Origin of the sequence: Aeromonas molluscorum 848 (assembly GCF_000388115.1) — a bacterium.
GTDB classification, from domain to species: Bacteria; Pseudomonadota; Gammaproteobacteria; order Enterobacterales; family Aeromonadaceae; genus Aeromonas; species Aeromonas molluscorum.
The window spans coordinates 21,276-39,172 of the sequence record NZ_AQGQ01000017.1 but is presented as its reverse complement, the minus strand read 5'-3'; the positions used below and the strand labels follow the sequence as shown (position 1 = coordinate 39,172).

18 protein-coding genes are annotated in these 17,897 nt (G+C 61.2%); 12 read left to right on the top strand and 6 right to left on the bottom strand.

What is annotated here, in order from left to right:
• From G113_RS04790 to G113_RS04775, 4 genes are all read left to right on the top strand, one after another.
• Positions 1 to 908: 7TM domain-containing protein (locus G113_RS04790; RefSeq protein ID WP_005894395.1), on the top strand; the 908-nt coding region annotated here is incomplete at its 5' end.
• Between the two features lie 3 nt (positions 909 to 911).
• Complete coding sequence (locus G113_RS04785; RefSeq protein WP_005894394.1) at positions 912 to 1,877, top strand: alpha-L-glutamate ligase-like protein; 966 nt, start codon at positions 912 to 914, stop codon at positions 1,875 to 1,877.
• 241 nt (positions 1,878 to 2,118) lie between these two features.
• A complete protein-coding gene (locus G113_RS04780; protein WP_005894392.1) occupies positions 2,119 to 3,045 on the top strand; it encodes a hydrogen peroxide-inducible genes activator in 927 nt (308 codons plus the stop codon).
• A 76-nt stretch (positions 3,046 to 3,121) separates the two neighbouring features.
• Complete coding sequence (locus G113_RS04775; RefSeq protein WP_005894390.1) at positions 3,122 to 3,589, top strand: C40 family peptidase; 468 nt, start codon at positions 3,122 to 3,124, stop codon at positions 3,587 to 3,589.
• A 44-nt stretch (positions 3,590 to 3,633) separates the two neighbouring features.
• On the opposite strand, the gene G113_RS04770 is transcribed toward G113_RS04775, so the two are convergent.
• A complete protein-coding gene (locus tag G113_RS04770; protein WP_005894388.1) occupies positions 3,634 to 3,927 on the bottom strand; it encodes a hypothetical protein in 294 nt (97 codons plus the stop codon).
• Between the two features lie 211 nt (positions 3,928 to 4,138).
• On the opposite strand from G113_RS04770, the gene G113_RS04765 reads away from it, so the two are divergent.
• Positions 4,139 to 5,545, top strand: coding sequence for a coniferyl aldehyde dehydrogenase (locus G113_RS04765; protein ID WP_005894386.1), 1,407 nt, complete (start codon positions 4,139 to 4,141; stop codon positions 5,543 to 5,545).
• Positions 5,546 to 5,607: 62 nt separating this feature from the next.
• Here the strand turns inward: G113_RS04765 and cysM are convergent, their stop codons facing one another.
• Positions 5,608 to 6,498 carry a cysteine synthase CysM gene (cysM, locus tag G113_RS04760; protein ID WP_005894384.1) on the bottom strand — a complete coding sequence of 297 codons (891 nt, stop codon included), beginning with the start codon at positions 6,496 to 6,498 and terminating at the stop codon, positions 5,608 to 5,610.
• A gap of 186 nt (positions 6,499 to 6,684) precedes the next feature.
• Between cysM and G113_RS04755 the strand changes: the two genes are divergently transcribed.
• From G113_RS04755 to G113_RS04725, 7 genes are all read left to right on the top strand, one after another.
• On the top strand, positions 6,685 to 6,942 hold the full coding sequence (locus G113_RS04755) for a GNAT family N-acetyltransferase (RefSeq protein WP_005894382.1): 258 nt from the start codon (positions 6,685 to 6,687) through the stop codon (positions 6,940 to 6,942).
• Positions 6,932 to 7,528: a nucleotidyltransferase family protein gene (locus G113_RS04750; RefSeq protein ID WP_005894379.1), complete on the top strand. Its 597-nt coding sequence runs from the start codon at positions 6,932 to 6,934 to the stop codon at positions 7,526 to 7,528. Before G113_RS04755 ends, G113_RS04750 begins: the two co-directional genes overlap by 11 nt.
• A 103-nt stretch (positions 7,529 to 7,631) precedes the next feature.
• Positions 7,632 to 9,455 carry a SulP family inorganic anion transporter gene (locus G113_RS04745; protein WP_040318917.1) on the top strand — a complete coding sequence of 608 codons (1,824 nt, stop codon included), beginning with the start codon at positions 7,632 to 7,634 and terminating at the stop codon, positions 9,453 to 9,455.
• 135 nt (positions 9,456 to 9,590) lie between these two features.
• Complete coding sequence (locus G113_RS04740) at positions 9,591 to 10,937, top strand: MATE family efflux transporter (protein ID WP_005894375.1); 1,347 nt, start codon at positions 9,591 to 9,593, stop codon at positions 10,935 to 10,937.
• Between the two features lie 11 nt (positions 10,938 to 10,948).
• Positions 10,949 to 11,542 (top strand): hypothetical protein, encoded by a 594-nt coding sequence (locus G113_RS04735; RefSeq protein WP_005894373.1) that lies wholly within the window; start codon positions 10,949 to 10,951, stop codon positions 11,540 to 11,542.
• Between the two features lie 316 nt (positions 11,543 to 11,858).
• Entirely contained in the window at positions 11,859 to 12,077 is a 219-nt protein-coding gene (locus tag G113_RS04730; RefSeq protein ID WP_005894371.1) for a YdcH family protein, read from the top strand.
• Between the two features lie 172 nt (positions 12,078 to 12,249).
• Positions 12,250 to 14,046, top strand: coding sequence for an MOSC N-terminal beta barrel domain-containing protein (locus tag G113_RS04725; RefSeq protein WP_005894369.1), 1,797 nt, complete (start codon positions 12,250 to 12,252; stop codon positions 14,044 to 14,046).
• A 119-nt stretch (positions 14,047 to 14,165) separates the two neighbouring features.
• Here the strand turns inward: G113_RS04725 and htpX are convergent, their stop codons facing one another.
• The 4 genes from htpX to bioF all read right to left on the bottom strand — a co-directional run bounded on the left by htpX (position 14,166) and on the right by bioF (position 17,835).
• On the bottom strand, positions 14,166 to 15,041 hold the full coding sequence (htpX, locus tag G113_RS04720; RefSeq protein ID WP_005894367.1) for a protease HtpX: 876 nt from the start codon (positions 15,039 to 15,041) through the stop codon (positions 14,166 to 14,168).
• Between the two features lie 104 nt (positions 15,042 to 15,145).
• Positions 15,146 to 15,823 (bottom strand): dethiobiotin synthase, encoded by a 678-nt coding sequence (gene bioD / locus G113_RS04715; protein ID WP_005894365.1) that lies wholly within the window; start codon positions 15,821 to 15,823, stop codon positions 15,146 to 15,148.
• Positions 15,824 to 15,866: 43 nt separating this feature from the next.
• A complete protein-coding gene (gene bioC, locus G113_RS04710) occupies positions 15,867 to 16,685 on the bottom strand; it encodes a malonyl-ACP O-methyltransferase BioC (protein WP_005894363.1) in 819 nt (272 codons plus the stop codon).
• Positions 16,678 to 17,835 (bottom strand): 8-amino-7-oxononanoate synthase, encoded by a 1,158-nt coding sequence (bioF, locus tag G113_RS04705; RefSeq protein ID WP_005894361.1) that lies wholly within the window; start codon positions 17,833 to 17,835, stop codon positions 16,678 to 16,680. The genes bioC and bioF overlap by 8 nt, the downstream gene beginning before the upstream one ends.
• Positions 17,836 to 17,897 lie beyond the last annotated feature (62 nt).

Genomic DNA, 17,897 nt, shown 5'->3' with positions numbered 1-17,897 from the left:
GTCGCCGTCGCCAGGAGTTGGTCGACTATTTGCAGGTGTTCAACAGCCCGACCGATTATCAGCTGTTCAACCCGGAGACCGGCGAACAGGGCCGCCCCGCCAATCTGCTGCTGTGGGAGTACAACTCCGGTGCCCTGCTGGATGTGACCGGTGGTCATAATTCCAAGGTCACCTTCTCGATGATCGCTCAAGAACAGCCCGTCAGTGTGGCGTTGGCCCAGAAGTTCGAGCAGTCCGAAATGATGAACTTCTCCATCCACAGCTTGCCGCTGGAAGAGCAAGCCCTGTTCAAGGGTCTGCTGCTGATCCCCATCGGCGTGCTGATGGTGGTGTTCCTGCGGGTCATGGTCGGCATCAAGACCTCGGGCACCTTCATGCCGGTGCTGATTGCAGTCGCCTTCATCCAGACTCAGCTCATCACGGGACTGGTCGGTTTCCTGCTGATCGTCGGTACCGGTCTCGTCATTCGCTCCTACCTGTCGCGGCTCAACTTGCTGCTGGTGGCCCGAATATCGGCGATCATCATCATGGTGATCTCGATGATTGGTCTCTTCTCGGCCTTGGCCTTCAAGCTGGGACTGACCAGCGGGGTGAAGATCACCTTCTTCCCGATGATCATCCTCTCCTGGACCATAGAGCGCATGTCCATCCTCTGGGAAGAAGAGGGGTCCAAAGAGGTGTTCCGCCAAGGCGGTGGTTCGTTGCTGGTCGCCGTCATCGCCTACCTGGCCATGGACAACGAGCTGATCCGTCACCTCACCTTCAACTTCCTCGGCCTGCAGCTGGTACTGATGGCAACCGTGCTGGTGATGGGTAACTACACAGGTTACAAACTGAGCGAGCTCAAGCGTTTCAAGCCGCTGGTGGATGAGATGAAGTCCGGCGTCACACCGGGTAAGGACAAGTAACAGATGTGGTTCTGGGAAAAATACACCAGCCCGTGGAGCCTGGCCCAGTCAGGCATCCTCGGCATGAACAAGCGCAACCACACCTATATCAGCCGCTATAATCCGCGCAACCTCTATCCTCTGGTGGATGACAAGTTGCAGACCAAGAAGATAGCGCTGGATGCCGGAGTGACAGTGCCTGATCTCATCGGGACCATTCGCGAGCAGCATGATGTGGCCCGCATCACCGAGCTGGTCAAGGAGTGGCCGGGCTTTTGCATCAAACCGGCCCGGGGCTCGGGGGGCAAAGGGATATTGGTGATCCTGCGCCAGGAAGATGGCCTCTTCTACAAACCCAACGGCAGCGCCTCCAATGGCCAGGATCTGGAGCGCCATGTCTCCAACATACTGGCCGGGCTCTATTCTCTCGGCGGCAAGCCTGACGTGGCGCTGGTGGAAGGCCTCATCAACTTCGATGATGTGTTCGACGGCTACTCGTTTGAAGGGGTGCCCGATGCCCGGGTGATCATCTTCAAGGGCTTCCCGGTGATGGCCATGATGCGCCTCTCTACCGCGGCATCGGACGGCAAGGCGAACCTGCATCAGGGCGCCGTGGGGGTGGGCCTGTGCCTGCGTACCGGCCGGGCGCTGCGGGCGGTGCAGTTTGGCAATCCCTTGCGCCACCACCCGGACACCGGCCTGGATCTGTACGAACTCAAGGTTCCTCACTGGGATATCTTGCTGACGCTGGCGGCATCTTGCTACGAGATGTCCGGCCTGGGTTATATCGGTACCGACATGGTGCTCGACAAGTTCCGTGGCCCCATGCTGCTCGAGCTCAACGCCCGCCCCGGCCTCGCCATCCAGATAGCCAACGGCCGCGGCCTGGTCCCCAATCTCAAGACCATAGAGAAGCTGGGTTCCACCAAGATGACGGTGGCACAGCGCGTCGCCTTCTCCAAGGAGCACTTCGGCATCTTCGAAGAGTGATGGGAGTGCAGCACCATCGACCCAAGAGCGCGCCTTCGGGCGCGTTTTTTATTGGCAAACCCTGATTCGTCACTCGCACAGCCGCTCCGCTTGCCCGCCATCCCCGGGGATGAAACTTGCGACAGGCTGAACACAGGGAGGCTTTCAGCCTGTCAGCGTCCTTTATTAAAGCGACAAAAAACGGCACCAATGTTAGATTAGTTAAATCAAATTAAATAGATAGAACGGATCAGGTACTCCTATGCAACGCTGGCCCAGCCTGAAACAGCTCCAATATCTGATAGCGCTCGACGAACACAAGAACTTCAACCGCGCCGCCAAGGCGTGCCATGTCAGCCAGTCTACTCTGAGTACCGGCATCCAGACCCTGGAGGACATGATGAACCTGCAACTGGTGGAGCGCGACCACAAGAGCTTCATCATGACCCCCATCGGCCTGGATGTGGTCGAGCGGGCCCGAAACCTGCTTTCCGACGCCCGGGATCTGATGGAACTCGGCCAGCAGCAGGGTGGCGTCATGCAGGGCACGGTGCGGCTCGGCTGCATTCCGACCATAGCCCCCTTCCTGCTCAGCAAGCTGGTGCAGCGCTGCGCCAAAACCTATCCGGACCTGGAGCTGTTGCTGCGTGAAGACACCACCAGCAACCTGCTCAAGCAACTGGAGCAGGGCCAACTCGACCTCTTGATCCTGGCGTTACCCATCGAAATTGGCGGTTTCCATTGCAAGCCGGTCGGTCAGGATCCCTTCCACATGGTGATGCCCAGCGACATGGCGGCGGGGCTGCACATGCCGTTCGACTATAAAGAGCTGCCCAGTCAGAGCATCTTCCTGCTCGAGCGCGAGCACTGCCTGACCGAGCATGCGGTGAGCGCCTGTCGACTGCGCGACAAGAGCAAGATCAACCCCTTTGCCGCCACCAGTCTGCACACGCTCGTGCAGATGGTCGGCGCCGGGTTAGGCACGACCTTCTTGCCGCAGATGGCCATAGACGCCGGCATCCTGGATAACACTGATCTGGTGGCCATCCCGCTGCCGGGTGAGCAGGCTTATCGGGAGATAGGCCTGGTGTGGCGCCCCAGTACCACCCGGGTGCAGACCTTCTACAAGCTGGCAGAGCTGGTCAAACCGCTGATCGAGCCCCAGCCTGAGCCGGTTTTCCCGCAGTGAAGGGGCTGCTCTCAGCCATGGTGAGCAGCATGTCTTGCACTCTTGGGCACGTGCGGGTTCTATGTATGGGAGAGTGATGCTGATGAAACGGATCCTGCCTCTGCTTGCCCTGTTGCTGGCCGCCTGCTCCAGCACACCCGAGCCGGTAGCGCCCTCAACCCCTGACAGAGCCTTCGACGGCTTCTTTCAACAGTGGCGCGGCGTTCCCTATCGCATGGGCGGTACCAACCGGGCCGGGCTCGACTGCTCCGCCTTCACCCAGCTCGCTTACCAGCAAGTGCTGGGCTTCCAGCTGCCCCGCACGACAGAGTCCCAGGCCGATCTCGGCAAGGCCATAGCACGCAGCGAGCTCCGTCATGGGGATCTGGTGTTCTTCAAGACGGGTTGGGATCAGTATCACGTCGGCGTCTATACCGGCGCAGGCGAATTTATCCACGCCTCCACCAGCAAGGGGGTGATCCGCTCCCGGCTCGACAACGTCTACTGGCGCAAGCACTACTGGCAGGCACGCCGCCTGACCTCAGTCACCGGGCCCTCGGGCTGACAGCAATCAGGCCCCATCGGGGCCTGATTGCTGCTTGAAACCGACTACGCCTTGCGGTGCCAGCGTGGTGAGCTGGCGGTCTCTCCCCAAGGGGTGACACAAGCCAGATGAGCCCCCTCTATGAGGCGATCGCTGGATCCGAGCACCTCGCCCACCTGGCGATGGATCAGCTTGAGCACAGGCAAGGGCTGCTCCGCCAGAGAGTGTCCCGCCGCAAAGTAGGCTCCCTGATGATGCAGCGCCAACTTCTGGACGAACTCATAGGTATTGAAGCTGGCAGGCATACGGTCTACCACATCATTGACCTTGGTCAGCAAGCGTTCCAATTCCTCTGTCATGACACTCTCTCCCTCTGCTGTGATGAGATATAAATTACCCCAAAATGGTTAGTTTTGGCCAGTACCAAAGATGTCCATGGGCTGTAAAAAGCATACTGTCACCGAAAGTGGGCGGCGGCGCACGCTTCGCCGCCGATCCCGGGCCTGTGGCTTTACAGGATGCGCAAGGCCGGGTTAACGTCCCCGGACCCAATTCTGCCCGGGAGCCCCTATGGAACAGGCCATGCATTTTGCCACCCAGCTGGATCGACTCAAGTCAGCCTATCAGGCCGCCCCAGCCCCGTCACTTACCGAGCGACTGGCCAGACTAGCGCGACTAGAGCAAGCCCTGCTGAGCCACAAGGAGGCCCTCTGTCGGGCGCTGGCCAACGACTATGGCAAACGCAGCCGAGCCGATAGTCTGCTCGCCGATATACTGCCCTGCCTCACCCAGCTCAAACATGTGCGCAGACACCTCAAGAAGTGGATGGCCCCGAGTCGACGCAGTCCGGGGCTGCTGCTCAATCCTGCCCGGCTTGAGGTGGTTTATCAGCCCCTGGGCGTCGTGGGCATAGTGGTGCCCTGGAACTTCCCCGTGATGCTGAGCCTGGGGCCACTCATCGGTGCCATTTCTGCCGGCAACAGAGCCATGCTCAAACTCTCCGAGTTCACCCCGGCCACCAATGCAGTCCTCATCCAGCTGCTGGGCGATGCCTTCGAGCAGGACGAGGTGGTAGTCTGCGAGGGGGATGCCCAGCAAGGGGCGGCCTTCTGCGCCCTCCCCTTCGATCATCTGCTGTTTACCGGCTCGACCAGCATAGGTCGGCAGGTGATGGCCGGCGCCGCCCGCCAGCTCACCCCACTCACCCTGGAACTAGGCGGCAAATCCCCCTGCCTCATCGGGCCTGACATGCCGATGAGCCTGGCGGTGGAACGAGTACTGTATGGCAAGAGTCTCAATGCAGGCCAGGTCTGTGTCGCGCCCGACTATGTGCTGCTGCCCAGGGGGCAGGAGGGCGCGTTTATCCAGGCTTATCGCGAACGCTTCTTGCGCCTCTACCCTCAGGGATTGGCGAGCGATGACTACGCCTCCATCATCAACCCGCGCCAGTATCAACGGCTTATCGACTGGCTGGAGGAGGCCGTTGCCGCCGGCGCCCAGGCCCACCCTTGCGCCACCCCGGCCCGGGATGACGAACAGCGCCGATTGCTGCCCCATCTGTTGACCGAGCTGCCCGGCCACTGCCAACTGATGCGAGAGGAGATCTTCGGCCCCCTGCTGCCGCTGGTACCCTATGACAGCCTCGATGAGGCCATTACCTATATCCAGAGCAGACCCAGGCCCCTGGCCCTCTATCTGATGAGCCTGGATCCCGAGTTGCAGGCCAGGGTGATCAGAGAGACGCACTCCGGTGGGGTCGCCATCAATGAGACCCTGCAGCAGGTTGCGGCGGACGATGCGCCTTTCGGGGGCATAGGCCCATCAGGCATGGGCCACTACCATGGCCGGGAGGGGTTTCTCACCTTTTCCAAGGCCAAGACGGTGCTGCGCCGGGGCAAGTGGAGCCCGGGTATCCTGCTCCAGCCGCCCTATGATCGCTGGTACAAGAAGCTGCTGCTGAGCTGGTTGATCCGCTAAGCGCTCAATAAACAGCAGGGGCCCATGGCCCCTGCTGTTTATTGATTTATGCCAGGCGAAGTTCAGATCAGGGCATCGAACACCCCGGTGGAGAGGTAGCGATCCCCTCGATCGCAGATAATAGCGACGATCACTCCCTGCTCAAGCTCGGCGGCGACACGCAGTGCTCCCGCCACTGCCCCTCCCGAGCTGACGCCGCAACAAATCCCCTCTTCCCTGGCCAGACGGCGCATGGTGGCGAGCGCCTCCGCCTGGGTGATGTCCAGAACCCGATCAACCCGCTCAGGCTCGAAAATGGCGGGCTGGTAAGCGGCGGGCCAACGGCGGATCCCCGGAATTTGACTCCCTTCCGCCGGTTGTAGACCGACGACCTGCACCGCCGGGTTCTGCTCCTTGAGATAACGAGAGACCCCCATGATGGTACCAGTGGTGCCCATGGCCGAGACGAAGTGAGTGATGGCTTCGCCACTCTGGCGCCAGATTTCGGGGCCTGTGCTCTGGTAGTGGGCCTGCGGGTTGGCAGGATTGTTGAACTGATCCAGCACCAACCCCTCCCCCTTGGCCGCCATGGCCTGCGCCAGATCCCTCGCCCCCTCCATGCCATTGTCGACCAGCACCAGCTCGGCGCCATAGGCTTGCATGGCGGCGCGGCGCTCCTGGCTCATGTTGCTCGGCATGATGAGCCGCATCCGGTAGCCCTTGGTGGCCGCCACCATGGCCAGGGCGATACCGGTATTGCCCGAGGTGGCCTCGATCAGTCTGGCGCCGGGCGGTAAGCGACCGCTCGCTTCGGCGGCGAGAATGAGGTTCAACGCAGGCCTGTCCTTGACCGAACCGGCAGGGTTGTTGCCCTCCAGCTTGACCAAAATGGTGACTCCCGCATGGGGATTGATACGCTGCAGGCGCACCAGCGGGGTATCGCCTATCAAATCGTCTAGGGTGGCAAAGGCCATCGTGGCTTCCTGTGCAAATGCGCGGATGAGTTGGCGCAGCTAACGTGGCATCATGAGTGTCATCAGACAAGGGGCGGTGATGGGGTCGTCCCGCAACCTGGCCCTTCCATGAGGGGGATCAGTGTAAGCGAGCTAGTCACCCCGGCAAAGGGCCATGCGCCGGCGTGGCCATGAACAGGAGTTGCCATGACAGACATCATCCATGATCCGCAGCAGCAAGCCTTCCTCTGCGTGGTTGACGGCCATGAGGCGCGCCTGCGCTACCGGTTGCTCGACCAACACCAGGTCGATGCCTATAGCACCTTCGTGCCCGGCGAACTGCGCGGTCAGGGGCTGGCAGACCAGCTGGCCCGGGCCTTCTTCGACTGGTGCAAGGGACAAAATCTCGAGATAATCCCGAGCTGCAGCTATATCGAGACCTGGTTGCGACGCCATGGCGGTTGAGCTCTCGGCTCCCATGAGTGACGCTCTCGAGCCCCGGCTGAGGGTGCAGACCGAGGCACTGCTGCGCGCCGACCCCTATCGCATGGCCTGCCTGAAGATGGCCGCCACGCTTGAGCTGCCTGACTGGGCGCTCGGGGCAGGCTTTGTACGCAACCTCATCTGGGATCATCTGCACCATAACGCCGAGCCGACCCCGCTCAACGACCTGGATCTTGTCTATCTGGATCCGGCAGATATTGAGGGAACACAAGAGTCGGCCCACGAAGCCTGGTTGAGCGCGCGTCTGGCCGGTCGCTGGCAGGTGCGCAATCAGGCCCGCATGCACCTTCGCCAGGGAGTGGCCCCCTTTGACAGCAGCGAGCAAGCTCTGGGTCACTGGGTCGAACTGCCCACCTGCGTCGGAGTGCGCCTGCTACCGGATGGTAAATTGCACTGGCTGGCCCCCTTTGGTCTGACCAGATGCTGGTCCCTTGAGGTTCTGCCCAACCCCCGTTGTCGGCAACCCCGGTCTGTGTTTGATGAGCGGGTCGCCGCCAAGGCATGGCGCCGACTCTGGCCTCAGCTCTGGATCCCTCAATCAGGATGACGCTAGCCCAGGCTGCTTGCCACCCTCAGTAAAAAGCCACTTTGGCACAACAACTTAACTAAAGTGACTGATATACAGTGGCTTTTATAATACGGGTTTCATGATGCGCGATTTTTTCTCTCTCGAGCGCTGGCTGCCGGGCCTGGTTGCCTTGTTGCAATACCAACGGGCCTGGTTGCTGCCCGATGTTCGGGCCGGTTTCTCGGTGGCCGCCGTTGCGCTGCCTGTGGCTATCGCCTATGCCGAATTGACCGGTGTAGGTGCCATCGTCGGCCTCTACTCCTGCATATTGCCGATGATGGTTTACGCCCTGTTTGGCACCTCACGCCAGCTCATTGTCGGTCCCGATGCCGCTACCTGCGCCGTCATCGCCGCCGTGGTCGCCCCCCTTGCCGCAGGCGATGCGACCCGCCATTGGCAACTTGTCATGACGATGACCGCCATGACGGGCTTCTGGTGCCTGCTCGCCAGCCGCTTCAAGTTGGGGGTATTTGCCGATTTTCTCTCCCGACCAATCTTGATGGGGTTGCTCAACGGGGTCGCCATCACCATCATGGTGGGTCAGCTCTCCAAGATCCTCGGCTTCACCTTTGACGAACGCTACCTCATCGAGCGGATCATGAGCGGTACCAACTATCTGGCGCGTACCCATCTGCCCACCCTGGCCATGAGCCTCTTCACCCTGCTCATCTTGCTGCTCAGCAAACGTTACCGGCCGGGCTGGCCCTCCTCCATGGTGGCCATGGTGGCCACGGCTGCCCTGGTATGGGCGGGTCATCTGGGTCAGTTCGGGATTGATACCCTGGGCACCATTGGCTCGGGCCTGCCCGCCTTCCAGATGCCGGAGTTTCCCCCCGGGCTGCTGCGTGAACTGGTGCTACCCGCCCTCAACCTTGCCATGGTGAGCTTTGTCTCCATGATGCTCACTGCCCGCAGCTTTGCCGCCAAAAATGGCTATGAGATTGATGCAGACAAGGAGTTCAGGGCGCTGGGCATGGCCAATCTCGCCTCCGCCGTCTCCCAGGGCTTTGCCATCAGTGGCGCCGACTCGCGCACCGCGGTCAACGATGCCAACGGTGGCAAGAGCCAGCTGGTCTCCATCATCGCCGCCATCATCATCGGCTTCATTGCCTTCTACCTGACCTCACCGCTGCAATACATCCCCACCGCCGCCCTCGGGGTGGTACTGGTGATGGCATCCATCTCCCTGCTCGATCTCAAGGGGTTGTGGGCGCTGAAGGATTCCGATCGCGCCGCCTTCTGGCTGGCGCTGATCACCTTTATCAGCGTGCTCACCATGGGGGTCATCCCCGGCATCACGCTCGCGGTGCTGCTTGGATTGTTCCAGTTCCTGCGCAACGTGATGCGCCCGACGGATCAACTGCTCGGCATGGATGATGAAGGGGTGGTTCGCACCCTGGGCGACAACGAACAGGCCAAGGCGATCCCGGGGGTGCTGGTCTACCGCTTCAACTCACCGCTCACCTACTTCAACGCCCCCTACTTCAAACGGCGAGTGCTGGCGCTGCTGGTGCAGGATCCCCATAGCCCCCAGTGTCTGGTGGTGGATGCCGTGGCCTGTTTCACTCATCAGGACATCAGCGTGATGAGCATGGTCGGCGAGCTGCACCGCGAGTTGAAACGCCGTGGTATCCACATGGTAATGGCGGGGCGCCACGGCCAGCTCAGCCACTGGTTCCGCCAGGCCGGGATCCGGGTCGGCGACGAAGGCATCATCCTCTGCCCCGACATGTATCAGGCACTGCGCATGACCCGTTGCTACCGCGAGCCCCTGTTCAAGGATGACGACGTAGTGGAGAGCACCACTGACGCTATCCTCTCCCAGTGGCCCAAAGATGATGCGCTGCCGGACTCGGCGCGGCTCACCCTCCCCTGCGAGCAAGAGGCGAGTACCACTCAAGCCTGATTGGGCGCCAGTCCATCCGAATGGCGATGGTCTGGCGCTATCCTCTCAGAGCAAGATTGCACCCCGCAGACTCTTGGTGTTAAATGCCCGTCCAGATGGCCCTGACGAGGGCCATCCCCAGTATTTGGACTCCCCATGCACACTCAATCCCAAGCCGGACCTGGCACGCTGTTCGCGCTGACCTGGCCGCTGTTTATCGATCTCGCCCTGCACTTCCTGACCGGGGCCCTCAACACCTTCATGGTGGGTCACGTCTCCTACCAGGGGGTGGCGGCGCTGGCGGTCGGTAATCAGGTGTTCGATCTGGCCATCACCCTGTTCAGCTTCGTCAGCATAGGCACCAGCGTGGTGATCACCCAGTATCTGGGCGCAGGCGATCGGGAGAAGGCACGTATCGTCATCCACACGGCCATCGGCTTCAATCTGCTGGTCGGGCTGGTCGCCGCTGTGGGAGTCATGCTGGGAGCGGCCCCCATGCTGGCCTTGATGAACCTGCCCGATCACCTGATGGGCGATGCCCTGCTTTACCTCCAGATCATCGGCCTGTGCCTGCTGCCCGAGGCCGCCGCCCTCTGTCTCGCATCCACCCTGCGCGCCCACGGTCATACCCGTCAGGCCATGTATGTGACCCTGATAGTCAACCTCATCACCTTCGTCGGCAACTTGTTGCTGCTCTATGGCTGGTTTGGCCTGCCACAACTCGGAGTGGCCGGGGTCGCCATCAGCACAGTCGTGGGTCGTCTGGTTGGCGTGGTACTGCTGGTCTGGCTGGTAGCGCGCAAGACGGGGATCCGGCTGCGCCTGCCAGAGATCCTCAAACCCAGCCGTCCCATGCTGCGCAAGGTGTTGCATATCGGCCTGCCGGCGGCGGGGGAGAACCTCTCCTGGATGCTGCAGTTCATGGTGGTAACGGCCTTCGTCGGCCTGCTCGGTGACAAGGCGCTGGCGACCCAGAGCTACTTCTTCCAGATCTGCCTGTTCATTCTGCTGTTCGGCCTCTCCATCGGCCTTGGCAACGAGATCATCATCGGTCACCTGGCCGGCGCCCGCCGCTTCGAGCAGGCTTACGCCCAGCTGTTGCACAGCCTCAAGCTGGGGTTGATCGTCACCACCCTGATCGCCATTGCCGTGGCCATCAGCGGACGGCAGATTATCAGTCTGTTCACCGCAGATGGCGACATCATCGACATGGTGGCTCAGCTGTTTCTCATCAGCCTGATCCTCGAACCTGGCCGCACCTTCAACCTGGTGGTGATCAACGCCCTGCGCGCCACCGGGGATGCCCGTTTCCCGCTCTACATGGCACTGCTGTCCATGTGGGGCATCGCCGTTCCCCTTTCCTATTACCTTGGTATCATGCAAGGCTATGGACTGGTCGGCATCTGGCTGGCGCTCGCCTGTGATGAATGGGTTCGCGGACTGGCCATGTTCTGGCGCTGGCGCAGTCGTCGCTGGCAAAACAAACTCCTAGTTGAAACATAAGCGGGATCAGAATGAAGAAAATCGGACTCTTGTTGGCTACTCTGCTGCTCAGCCCTCTGGCCCTGGCGCAAACGGATGCCACTGCCCCCAAGGCGCAAGCGCCCCAGACCTGGTATGTGGCGCCCATCGTCATAGATGCAACAAACGAGGCCCAGAAGGCGCTGACCAAAGAGTTCACCGCCCAGATGATAAAGACCATCAAGATCAACGAGTATCAGACCGGCAAGGCCCTCGGCAAGACCAAGGATCCCAAATGGTTGATCCGCACCCAGCTGCTCCCGGCCAGCGATGCACCGCTGATTGGCAAGAAGCATCCCCAAGGGCTGACCTTCGGCAAGGGCCAACCCAGCCAGGAGATAGTCGGCGAGCTCATCATGAACGGCACCCTGGTGGCGCACATCGGCCAAGGCTGGCGTGAACCCATAGTCCCGGGCACACCTGTGGCCGACAAGATCACCATAGCCAACTACCGCTATGCCATCGGCAGCGAGGCCAAGGCGGGAGATCTTGAGGAGCTGGCGGCCCAGATTGGTTTTGAAGCGGGCAAAGTCATCGCCCGTGATGGCAAGGCGCTGCCCGAGAAGACTAAGAAGAAAAAGGAGTAAGCCTGCACCCGCGGTTATCGCAATGACAACAAAGGGGCCTGTGGCCCCTTTGTTTATTCGGCCGATGACCCGCCTGCTGCGCTGTCACCTCCCGCATCGCTGTCCCTGTGCATTTTCTGTGACCTCCCCCCGATTTTTACCGAGACAATGCGCGCTGTGCGATAAAGTTATCAGTTGATTCAATCGCTTATGACAATGTTATGACAGCGATCTGGAGACAGCTCATAACTGCGATCTCGATCACATCTATCTCGAACTCCGAGGTGTAGTTTTAATCGTGTCGGCACACCCAAGCGCAACAAGGAGGCGACATTACATGTTCCCAGAGTACAGAGACCTTATCTCGCAACTGAAGAGCAGTGATGACCATTTCCATCAGAAGTTTGCCTTACACAACGAGCTGGACGGGACCATCAGAAAACTGGAAAAGCATCATGCCAGCGACTTCAGTCCTGAGTTGAGGGATCTGAAAAAACAGAAACTTAAACTCAAAGAGGAGATATACGACATCCTCAAACAACATCAGTCTCATTGAACGCCTAGAAAATTGATCGAGTGATTGCACGGATAAGCAATTTATCCTCTCAACCCGGCCCATAGGCCGGGTTTTTCGTTTGCCTCCCCCAGCACTGATTGCACCTCGATTGAGCTTTCGGGGTCAAACCGTTATCTTGTGCCCTCGCCCTGCCACGCTCAAGGAGAGCACCATGCCCCGTCTGGACAGCATTCACCTCTATCCCATCAAATCCACCGCGGGCATGACCCTGAACCGGGCCCGCGTTGGCGAGGAGGGACTGGATGGCGACCGGCGTTACATGGTGGTCAAGCCGGACGGCACCTTCATCACGGCCCGAACCCATCCCCAATTGCAGCAAGTCGTGGCCAGCCCCGTCGAGGGCGGCCTGCAACTGCGCTATCCGGGCCAGGAGCTGCTCACTCTGCTGGAACAGGATTTCCTGCTCACGCCTCAAGCCACCGGCGTCTGGGGTGACAGCTTTACCGCGCTGCGTACCCATGAGCTGGCGGATCACTGGCTGAGCCGGGTGGCCGGAGAGCCGGTACGCCTGCTCTGGCTTGGCGAACAATCGGCCCGTTTTCGCGATAAAACCGGCACCCGCGTCAGCTTCGCCGATGGTTATCCCCTGTTGCTGATAGGTCAGGCTTCCCTGGAGGATCTCAACTTGAGATCCGATGCATTGCATCAGATGAGCCAGTTTCGCACCAATCTGGTGGCCAGCGGTTTGCGCCCCTTCGAGGAAGATGGCTGGCGCCGTATTCGCATCGGTGAAGTCGAGTTCCTGATAGCCAAACCCTGCAGCCGCTGCATCATGACCACAGTCGAATCCGGATCCAGCCGCTTCAATGCGCTCAAGGAGCCGCTCGCCACTCTGACTCACTATCGTCGTGGCGAAGACGGCGAGGTCTATTTCGGCCAAAACCTGGTAGCCCTCAATGAGGGCTGGATCGCGGCTGGCAGTGAGATAGAGGTGCTGGAGCGGGTACGCCCTCAGGTCTACGGCAATGGCGCGCCGAAGAAGCGCGCCCTGATCTGCGTGGCACGCACCCCCCTGGCCCGGGATCTGGAGACCTTCTGGTTCGAAGCCGAGGATGGCGAGCCCTTGCCCGACTACCAGGCGGGTCAACATCTGCCGCTGTTTGTCGATATCAAGGGGGAACGGGTGCAGCGCCGCTACACTCTCTGCTCGAGCCCGGATGCGCCGGGGCGCTATGCCATCGGCGTCAAGCGCCAGGCCGATGGCCGGCTCTCCCAGTGGCTGCACCGCCATCTCAAGGTAGGCGATCGCGTGCTGGCCAAGGATCCCGCCGGTGACTTCCAGCTTGGCGCTGAGCGCAAGTTGCTGCTGCTGTCTGCCGGTTCAGGCATCACCCCCATGCTTGCCATCGCCCGCACTCTGGCCCTGCGCGGCGAGCTCGGCGAAGTTCACTTCATGCATCAGTGCCGCAGCGAAGCTGACATTCCCGTCCCCGAGGAGTTGCATGCCCTGGCACGCCAAGGCATGCAACTGAGCCTTATCCTGAGCCAGGCTGACGGCCACTGGCAGGGGCTGCAAGGCCGACTCGGCGCCGAACACCTCGCCCTGGTACAGCATCTGTGCGAGCGAGACGTCTTTCTCTGCGGCCCCCAGGGATTCATGAGCAGGGCCATCACGCTGCTGCAAGGGGCCGGGGTGAAGCGCATTCGTCAGGAGAGTTTCGGTGGGGCCCCGCTCATCAGTGCCCGTCCCCACCAAGGGGTGACCTTGCAGATAGCAGGCAAGCGCTTTGCTGGCAATAACCAGGGCAGCATACTCGATCAGGCCAGCAAGCAGGGGCTGGACTTGCCCTGGAGCTGCCGGGCCGGGATCTGTGGCAGTTGCAAGCAGACGCTGGTTGCCGGTGAGGTTGAGCAGGCGAGCGCACCGGCTCTCACCGAGGCCGAGCGCGCTCAGGGCAAGATCCTGACCTGCTGTGCCATTCCTCTGACCGACATCGAAATAGCCTGACTCCGGCTGCCCCTGCCCCGTCAATCATCCCGGGCTGACAACACTGGGGTGATCGGTCAGCCAATTGGAAAATGCATAAAAAAACGGCTGCCGAGGCAGCCGTTTCATATGGCATGGGCTCACCCCTGACGCAGGGCTGCGATACGCTGCTCTATGGGCGGGTGGCTCATGAAGAACTCACTCACCGAACGCTTGCCGTTGATGCCAAAGGCCATCATGGCGCCTTCCATCTGCGGCTCGGCACCGCGGGAGAGGCGCTGCAGCGCCGCTATCATCTTGTCACGACCCGCCAGCTTGGCGGCGCCGGCATCGGCCCGGAACTCACGCTGGCGGCTGAACCACATCACGATCATCGAGGCCAGCACACCGAAAATCATCTCCAGCACGAACACGGTGATCATGTAGGCGAACCCACCGGAGCTGCTGCTCTCTTCACTGTTGTTGGAGCTGAAGAAGTTGCTGATGACGCCCGCCACTATGCGGGCGAAGAACATCACGAAGGTGTTCACCACCCCCTGGATCAGGGTCAGAGTCACCATGTCGCCGTTAGCCACGTGGCTCACCTCATGGGCCAGCACGGCTTCGGCCTCGTCGCGGCTCATGCTGTAGAGCAGGCCGGAAGATACCGCTACCAGCGAGTCGTCCCGACGGGCTCCGGTGGCGAAGGCATTCATGTCAGCGGACTCATAGATGCCCACTTCCGGCATCTTGATCCCCGCTTCGCGGGCCTGACGAGCCACGGTACTGACCAGCCAGTGCTCGGTCTCGTTACGGGGCTGTTCGATGACCTGGACGCCATAGCTACGCTTGGCCATCCACTTGGACATCAGCAAAGAGATAAAGGAACCCCCAAAACCGAACACGGCACAGAAGATCAGCAAGCCAGAGATACTGGACTTGTTGATGCCAAGCACCGAGAACAGGATATTGAGTACCACCCCCAGCACCAGCATGACGGCCAGGTTGGTCACTAGGAATAGCATAATTCGCTTCATATAGACTCCTTGTGAGAATGAGTGGGGCGCAGTGCGGTAGATCAGACTGTGCTCCCTGTCACACATACTAGTTGTTTTCTATGAATGCTCCCTGAATGCTGCGCTCAGCGCAACAGGGAAATATCGAGATATTCCTGCAAGTTAGCGCTATCTGGTTCGCTCAAGGTCGGGATCTCGCCGAGCAGAGGCGCTGGCAAGCGCTGGCACAAAGTCGCCAAATTCTCCTCATAGCAACTCATGCCGCAGGGCAGACGATTCATCACCCAGGCCGCCAGGCGAAGCCCCGATTGCTCTATGGCGGCCACCGTCAGCAGGGCATGATTGAGGCAACCCAGCTTGGCACCCACCACCAAGACCACGGGCAGTCGCTGATCCGTCACCCAATCAGACAGCAGCCGCTGGTCATTCAAGGGGAGATGCCAGCCTCCCGCGCCCTCAACCAGCACCAGCTCGGCGCCACTGCGCTCGAGCCGTCGCAGCCCGGCCGTGAGTCCGGCTTCCTCTATGGGTTGCCCTACCTGAGCCGCCGCTATGTGCGGGGCTATGGGGGGCGCATAGGCGAAGGGGTTGACCCACTCATAGGGCAGGCTCAGGCTGGCGGCCTGCTGCAACTGCAAGGCATCCCTGTTGCGCAGCCCTTGTGGGGTCTGCTCACAGCCCGCCGAGATGGGCTTGTACCCGGCACACTGTCGGCCCTGGGCACTCGCGGCTTGCAGCAGGGCGCGACTGACCAGGGTCTTGCCCACATCGGTATCAGTGCCCGTGATAAAAAATGTCGTCATCGCCACTCCTGACGTGAGGTGAAAACAAGCAGGTGCGCCAAGTTCAGCCCAGTCGCACCAGGGCCACGCTATAGCTGGCCTCCAGCAAATTGTCGGGGCGCCGAAACGCTTCATAAGCCTCGGCGAGCCGGGCGAGCCGGGTACGTCCGCCCAATCCGCCCTCGGCCCCCTCGTTGACCTGACTCGCTCCTATCCCCTTGAGATCGCGCAGCAATTCCAGCAGTTGGCCATAACCCAGAGACCAGGGGCGCACCTCTATATCTGGGGACTGAAAGCCCGCATTTTCAAGGGCTTCTCTGAGCTGGGCTTCGTCGAGAAAGCGATTGACATGGGGTTTGTCATCCACGACCAGCCAAGCCTGCGCCAACTGCCAGAGTGAGCCGCTCAGCAGCGTCGAGAAGATGATCTGGCCGCCCGGTCTCAGCACCCGCTTCAGCTCGCTGAACCCCAGCTGCGGTCGCTCGCACCACTGCAACGCCAGGCTGGAAAAGAGCAGATCGACACTGGCATCGGCCAGAGGCAGCGCCTCGGCATCGCCACACAACAAGCGGGCACCGCTGGCCCGCAACTTGGCCTGGGCCAGCATGCCGGGGGAGAGATCCAAACCCCACAGTCGGCTGCAGCGCTGTTGCAAGGCAGGCAAGAAGAAGCCGGTACCGCAACCCAGATCCAGCCCCTCTCCCCAATGGCCAGCAGGCAGCTTGGCCAGGAGTGCCTGACCCACCTCCTGCTGGAACTGGGCATGGGCATCGTAGGAGGCGGCGGCAGCGCCAAAACGGCGGGCAAGTGCCCGCTTGTCAACCCGCTGGAAAGGTTCGCACGTCAGGCTACGCCCTGGGTTGCCTTGATGCATCTCAAACATGGGACTTCGCCTCCCCCAGGGTATCGAGCAGCTTATCTATCTGCTGCTCGCTGTGGGCCGCGCTCAGGGTGATGCGCAGCCGCGCCTTGCCCTGGGGTACCGTAGGCGGGCGTATCGCGCTCACCCAGATCCCCTCTTCGCGCAGGCGGCTCGACAGCCGGGTGGCGGCCTCGCTCGCGCCCACCAGCAGCGGCTGGATCGGGGTCGCACTCATGCCAAGAGACCAACCCAGTTGGCGTCCTCCTTCGCGAAAACGGCCGATGAGCTGGCGCAATCGCTCCCGCGATTCGCTGCCACCGCGCACCAGCTCGACGGCGCGCAGCACCGCATGGGCCTGGGCCGCTGGCATATGAGTGCTGTAGACATAGGGGCGAGCGAAGTTGACCATATAGTCCACCAGCTCGCGACTGCCGCCGACAAAGGCGCCAGCCACCCCGAGCGCCTTGCCAAAGGTGCCCATTTGTATCTGAACTCGCCAAGCAGCCACCCCTTGCTCGTGCAAGGTGCCACGCCCCTCGGCGCCGAGTACGCCCAGGCCATGGGCATCATCTATCATCAGCCAGTTACGGCTCTGCTCGGCCAGCCGGGCAAGCTCGGACCAGGGCCCCTGATCCCCATCCATGCTGAACACCCCTTCCGACACGATGAGTCCTCGACCCGGCTCAAGCTGCGCGGCGAGTTGCGCCATGTCATTGTGGCCAAAGCGCTTCATCGTGCAGGGCAACAGGCTGCCCGCTTCTTGCAAGGACGCGTGATTAAGCCTGTCCTGCCAGAGCAAGTGCTCCTTGCCGAGCAGCGCCTTGAGCACCGCCTGATTGGCAGAAAAGCCGCAATTGAACAACAAGACGGCCTCCAACCCCAACCAGTCGGCAATCTGCTCCTCCAGCGCCTGATGGGCATGGCTGTAACCTGTCACCAGCGGGGAGGCTCCGGAGCCCGCCCCATAGCGATCCAGCCCCTCCTTGAAAGCGAGGGCCAATGCCGGATGACCGGCCAGCCCCAGATAGTCGTTGGAGGAGAAGTTGAGATAATCGCGTCCCGCCACCTGCAGCCGGGTACCGGCACCACCATTGCCGCTCTGGCGAGTACGCAGCAGCCCTTCTCGCGCCCGTGCGGCCAACGCCTCGCCCAAGGCGAAGGGAGAGCTCATTGCACGCTCCTTGCTGGCGTTGGCATGCAAGTACCATGGGAGATAGCCGAATAAACACCCTG

Excerpts from the sequence above, each read along its gene's own strand:
- G113_RS04785 (WP_005894394.1), top strand. The coding sequence starts at position 912 with ATGTGGTTCTGGGAAAAATACACCAGCCCGTGGAGCCTGGCCCAGTCA.
- G113_RS04780 (WP_005894392.1), top strand. The coding sequence starts at position 2,119 with ATGCAACGCTGGCCCAGCCTGAAACAGCTCCAATATCTGATAGCGCTC.
- G113_RS04775 (WP_005894390.1), top strand. The coding sequence starts at position 3,122 with ATGCTGATGAAACGGATCCTGCCTCTGCTTGCCCTGTTGCTGGCCGCC.
- G113_RS04770 (WP_005894388.1), bottom strand. The coding sequence starts at position 3,927 with ATGACAGAGGAATTGGAACGCTTGCTGACCAAGGTCAATGATGTGGTA.
- G113_RS04765 (WP_005894386.1), top strand. The coding sequence starts at position 4,139 with ATGGAACAGGCCATGCATTTTGCCACCCAGCTGGATCGACTCAAGTCA.
- cysM (WP_005894384.1), bottom strand. The coding sequence starts at position 6,498 with ATGGCCTTTGCCACCCTAGACGATTTGATAGGCGATACCCCGCTGGTG.
- G113_RS04755 (WP_005894382.1), top strand. The coding sequence starts at position 6,685 with ATGACAGACATCATCCATGATCCGCAGCAGCAAGCCTTCCTCTGCGTG.
- G113_RS04750 (WP_005894379.1), top strand. The coding sequence starts at position 6,932 with ATGGCGGTTGAGCTCTCGGCTCCCATGAGTGACGCTCTCGAGCCCCGG.
- G113_RS04745 (WP_040318917.1), top strand. The coding sequence starts at position 7,632 with ATGCGCGATTTTTTCTCTCTCGAGCGCTGGCTGCCGGGCCTGGTTGCC.
- G113_RS04740 (WP_005894375.1), top strand. The coding sequence starts at position 9,591 with ATGCACACTCAATCCCAAGCCGGACCTGGCACGCTGTTCGCGCTGACC.
- G113_RS04735 (WP_005894373.1), top strand. The coding sequence starts at position 10,949 with ATGAAGAAAATCGGACTCTTGTTGGCTACTCTGCTGCTCAGCCCTCTG.
- G113_RS04730 (WP_005894371.1), top strand. The coding sequence starts at position 11,859 with ATGTTCCCAGAGTACAGAGACCTTATCTCGCAACTGAAGAGCAGTGAT.
- G113_RS04725 (WP_005894369.1), top strand. The coding sequence starts at position 12,250 with ATGCCCCGTCTGGACAGCATTCACCTCTATCCCATCAAATCCACCGCG.
- htpX (WP_005894367.1), bottom strand. The coding sequence starts at position 15,041 with ATGAAGCGAATTATGCTATTCCTAGTGACCAACCTGGCCGTCATGCTG.
- bioD (WP_005894365.1), bottom strand. The coding sequence starts at position 15,823 with ATGACGACATTTTTTATCACGGGCACTGATACCGATGTGGGCAAGACC.
- bioC (WP_005894363.1), bottom strand. The coding sequence starts at position 16,685 with ATGTTTGAGATGCATCAAGGCAACCCAGGGCGTAGCCTGACGTGCGAA.
- bioF (WP_005894361.1), bottom strand. The coding sequence starts at position 17,835 with ATGAGCTCTCCCTTCGCCTTGGGCGAGGCGTTGGCCGCACGGGCGCGA.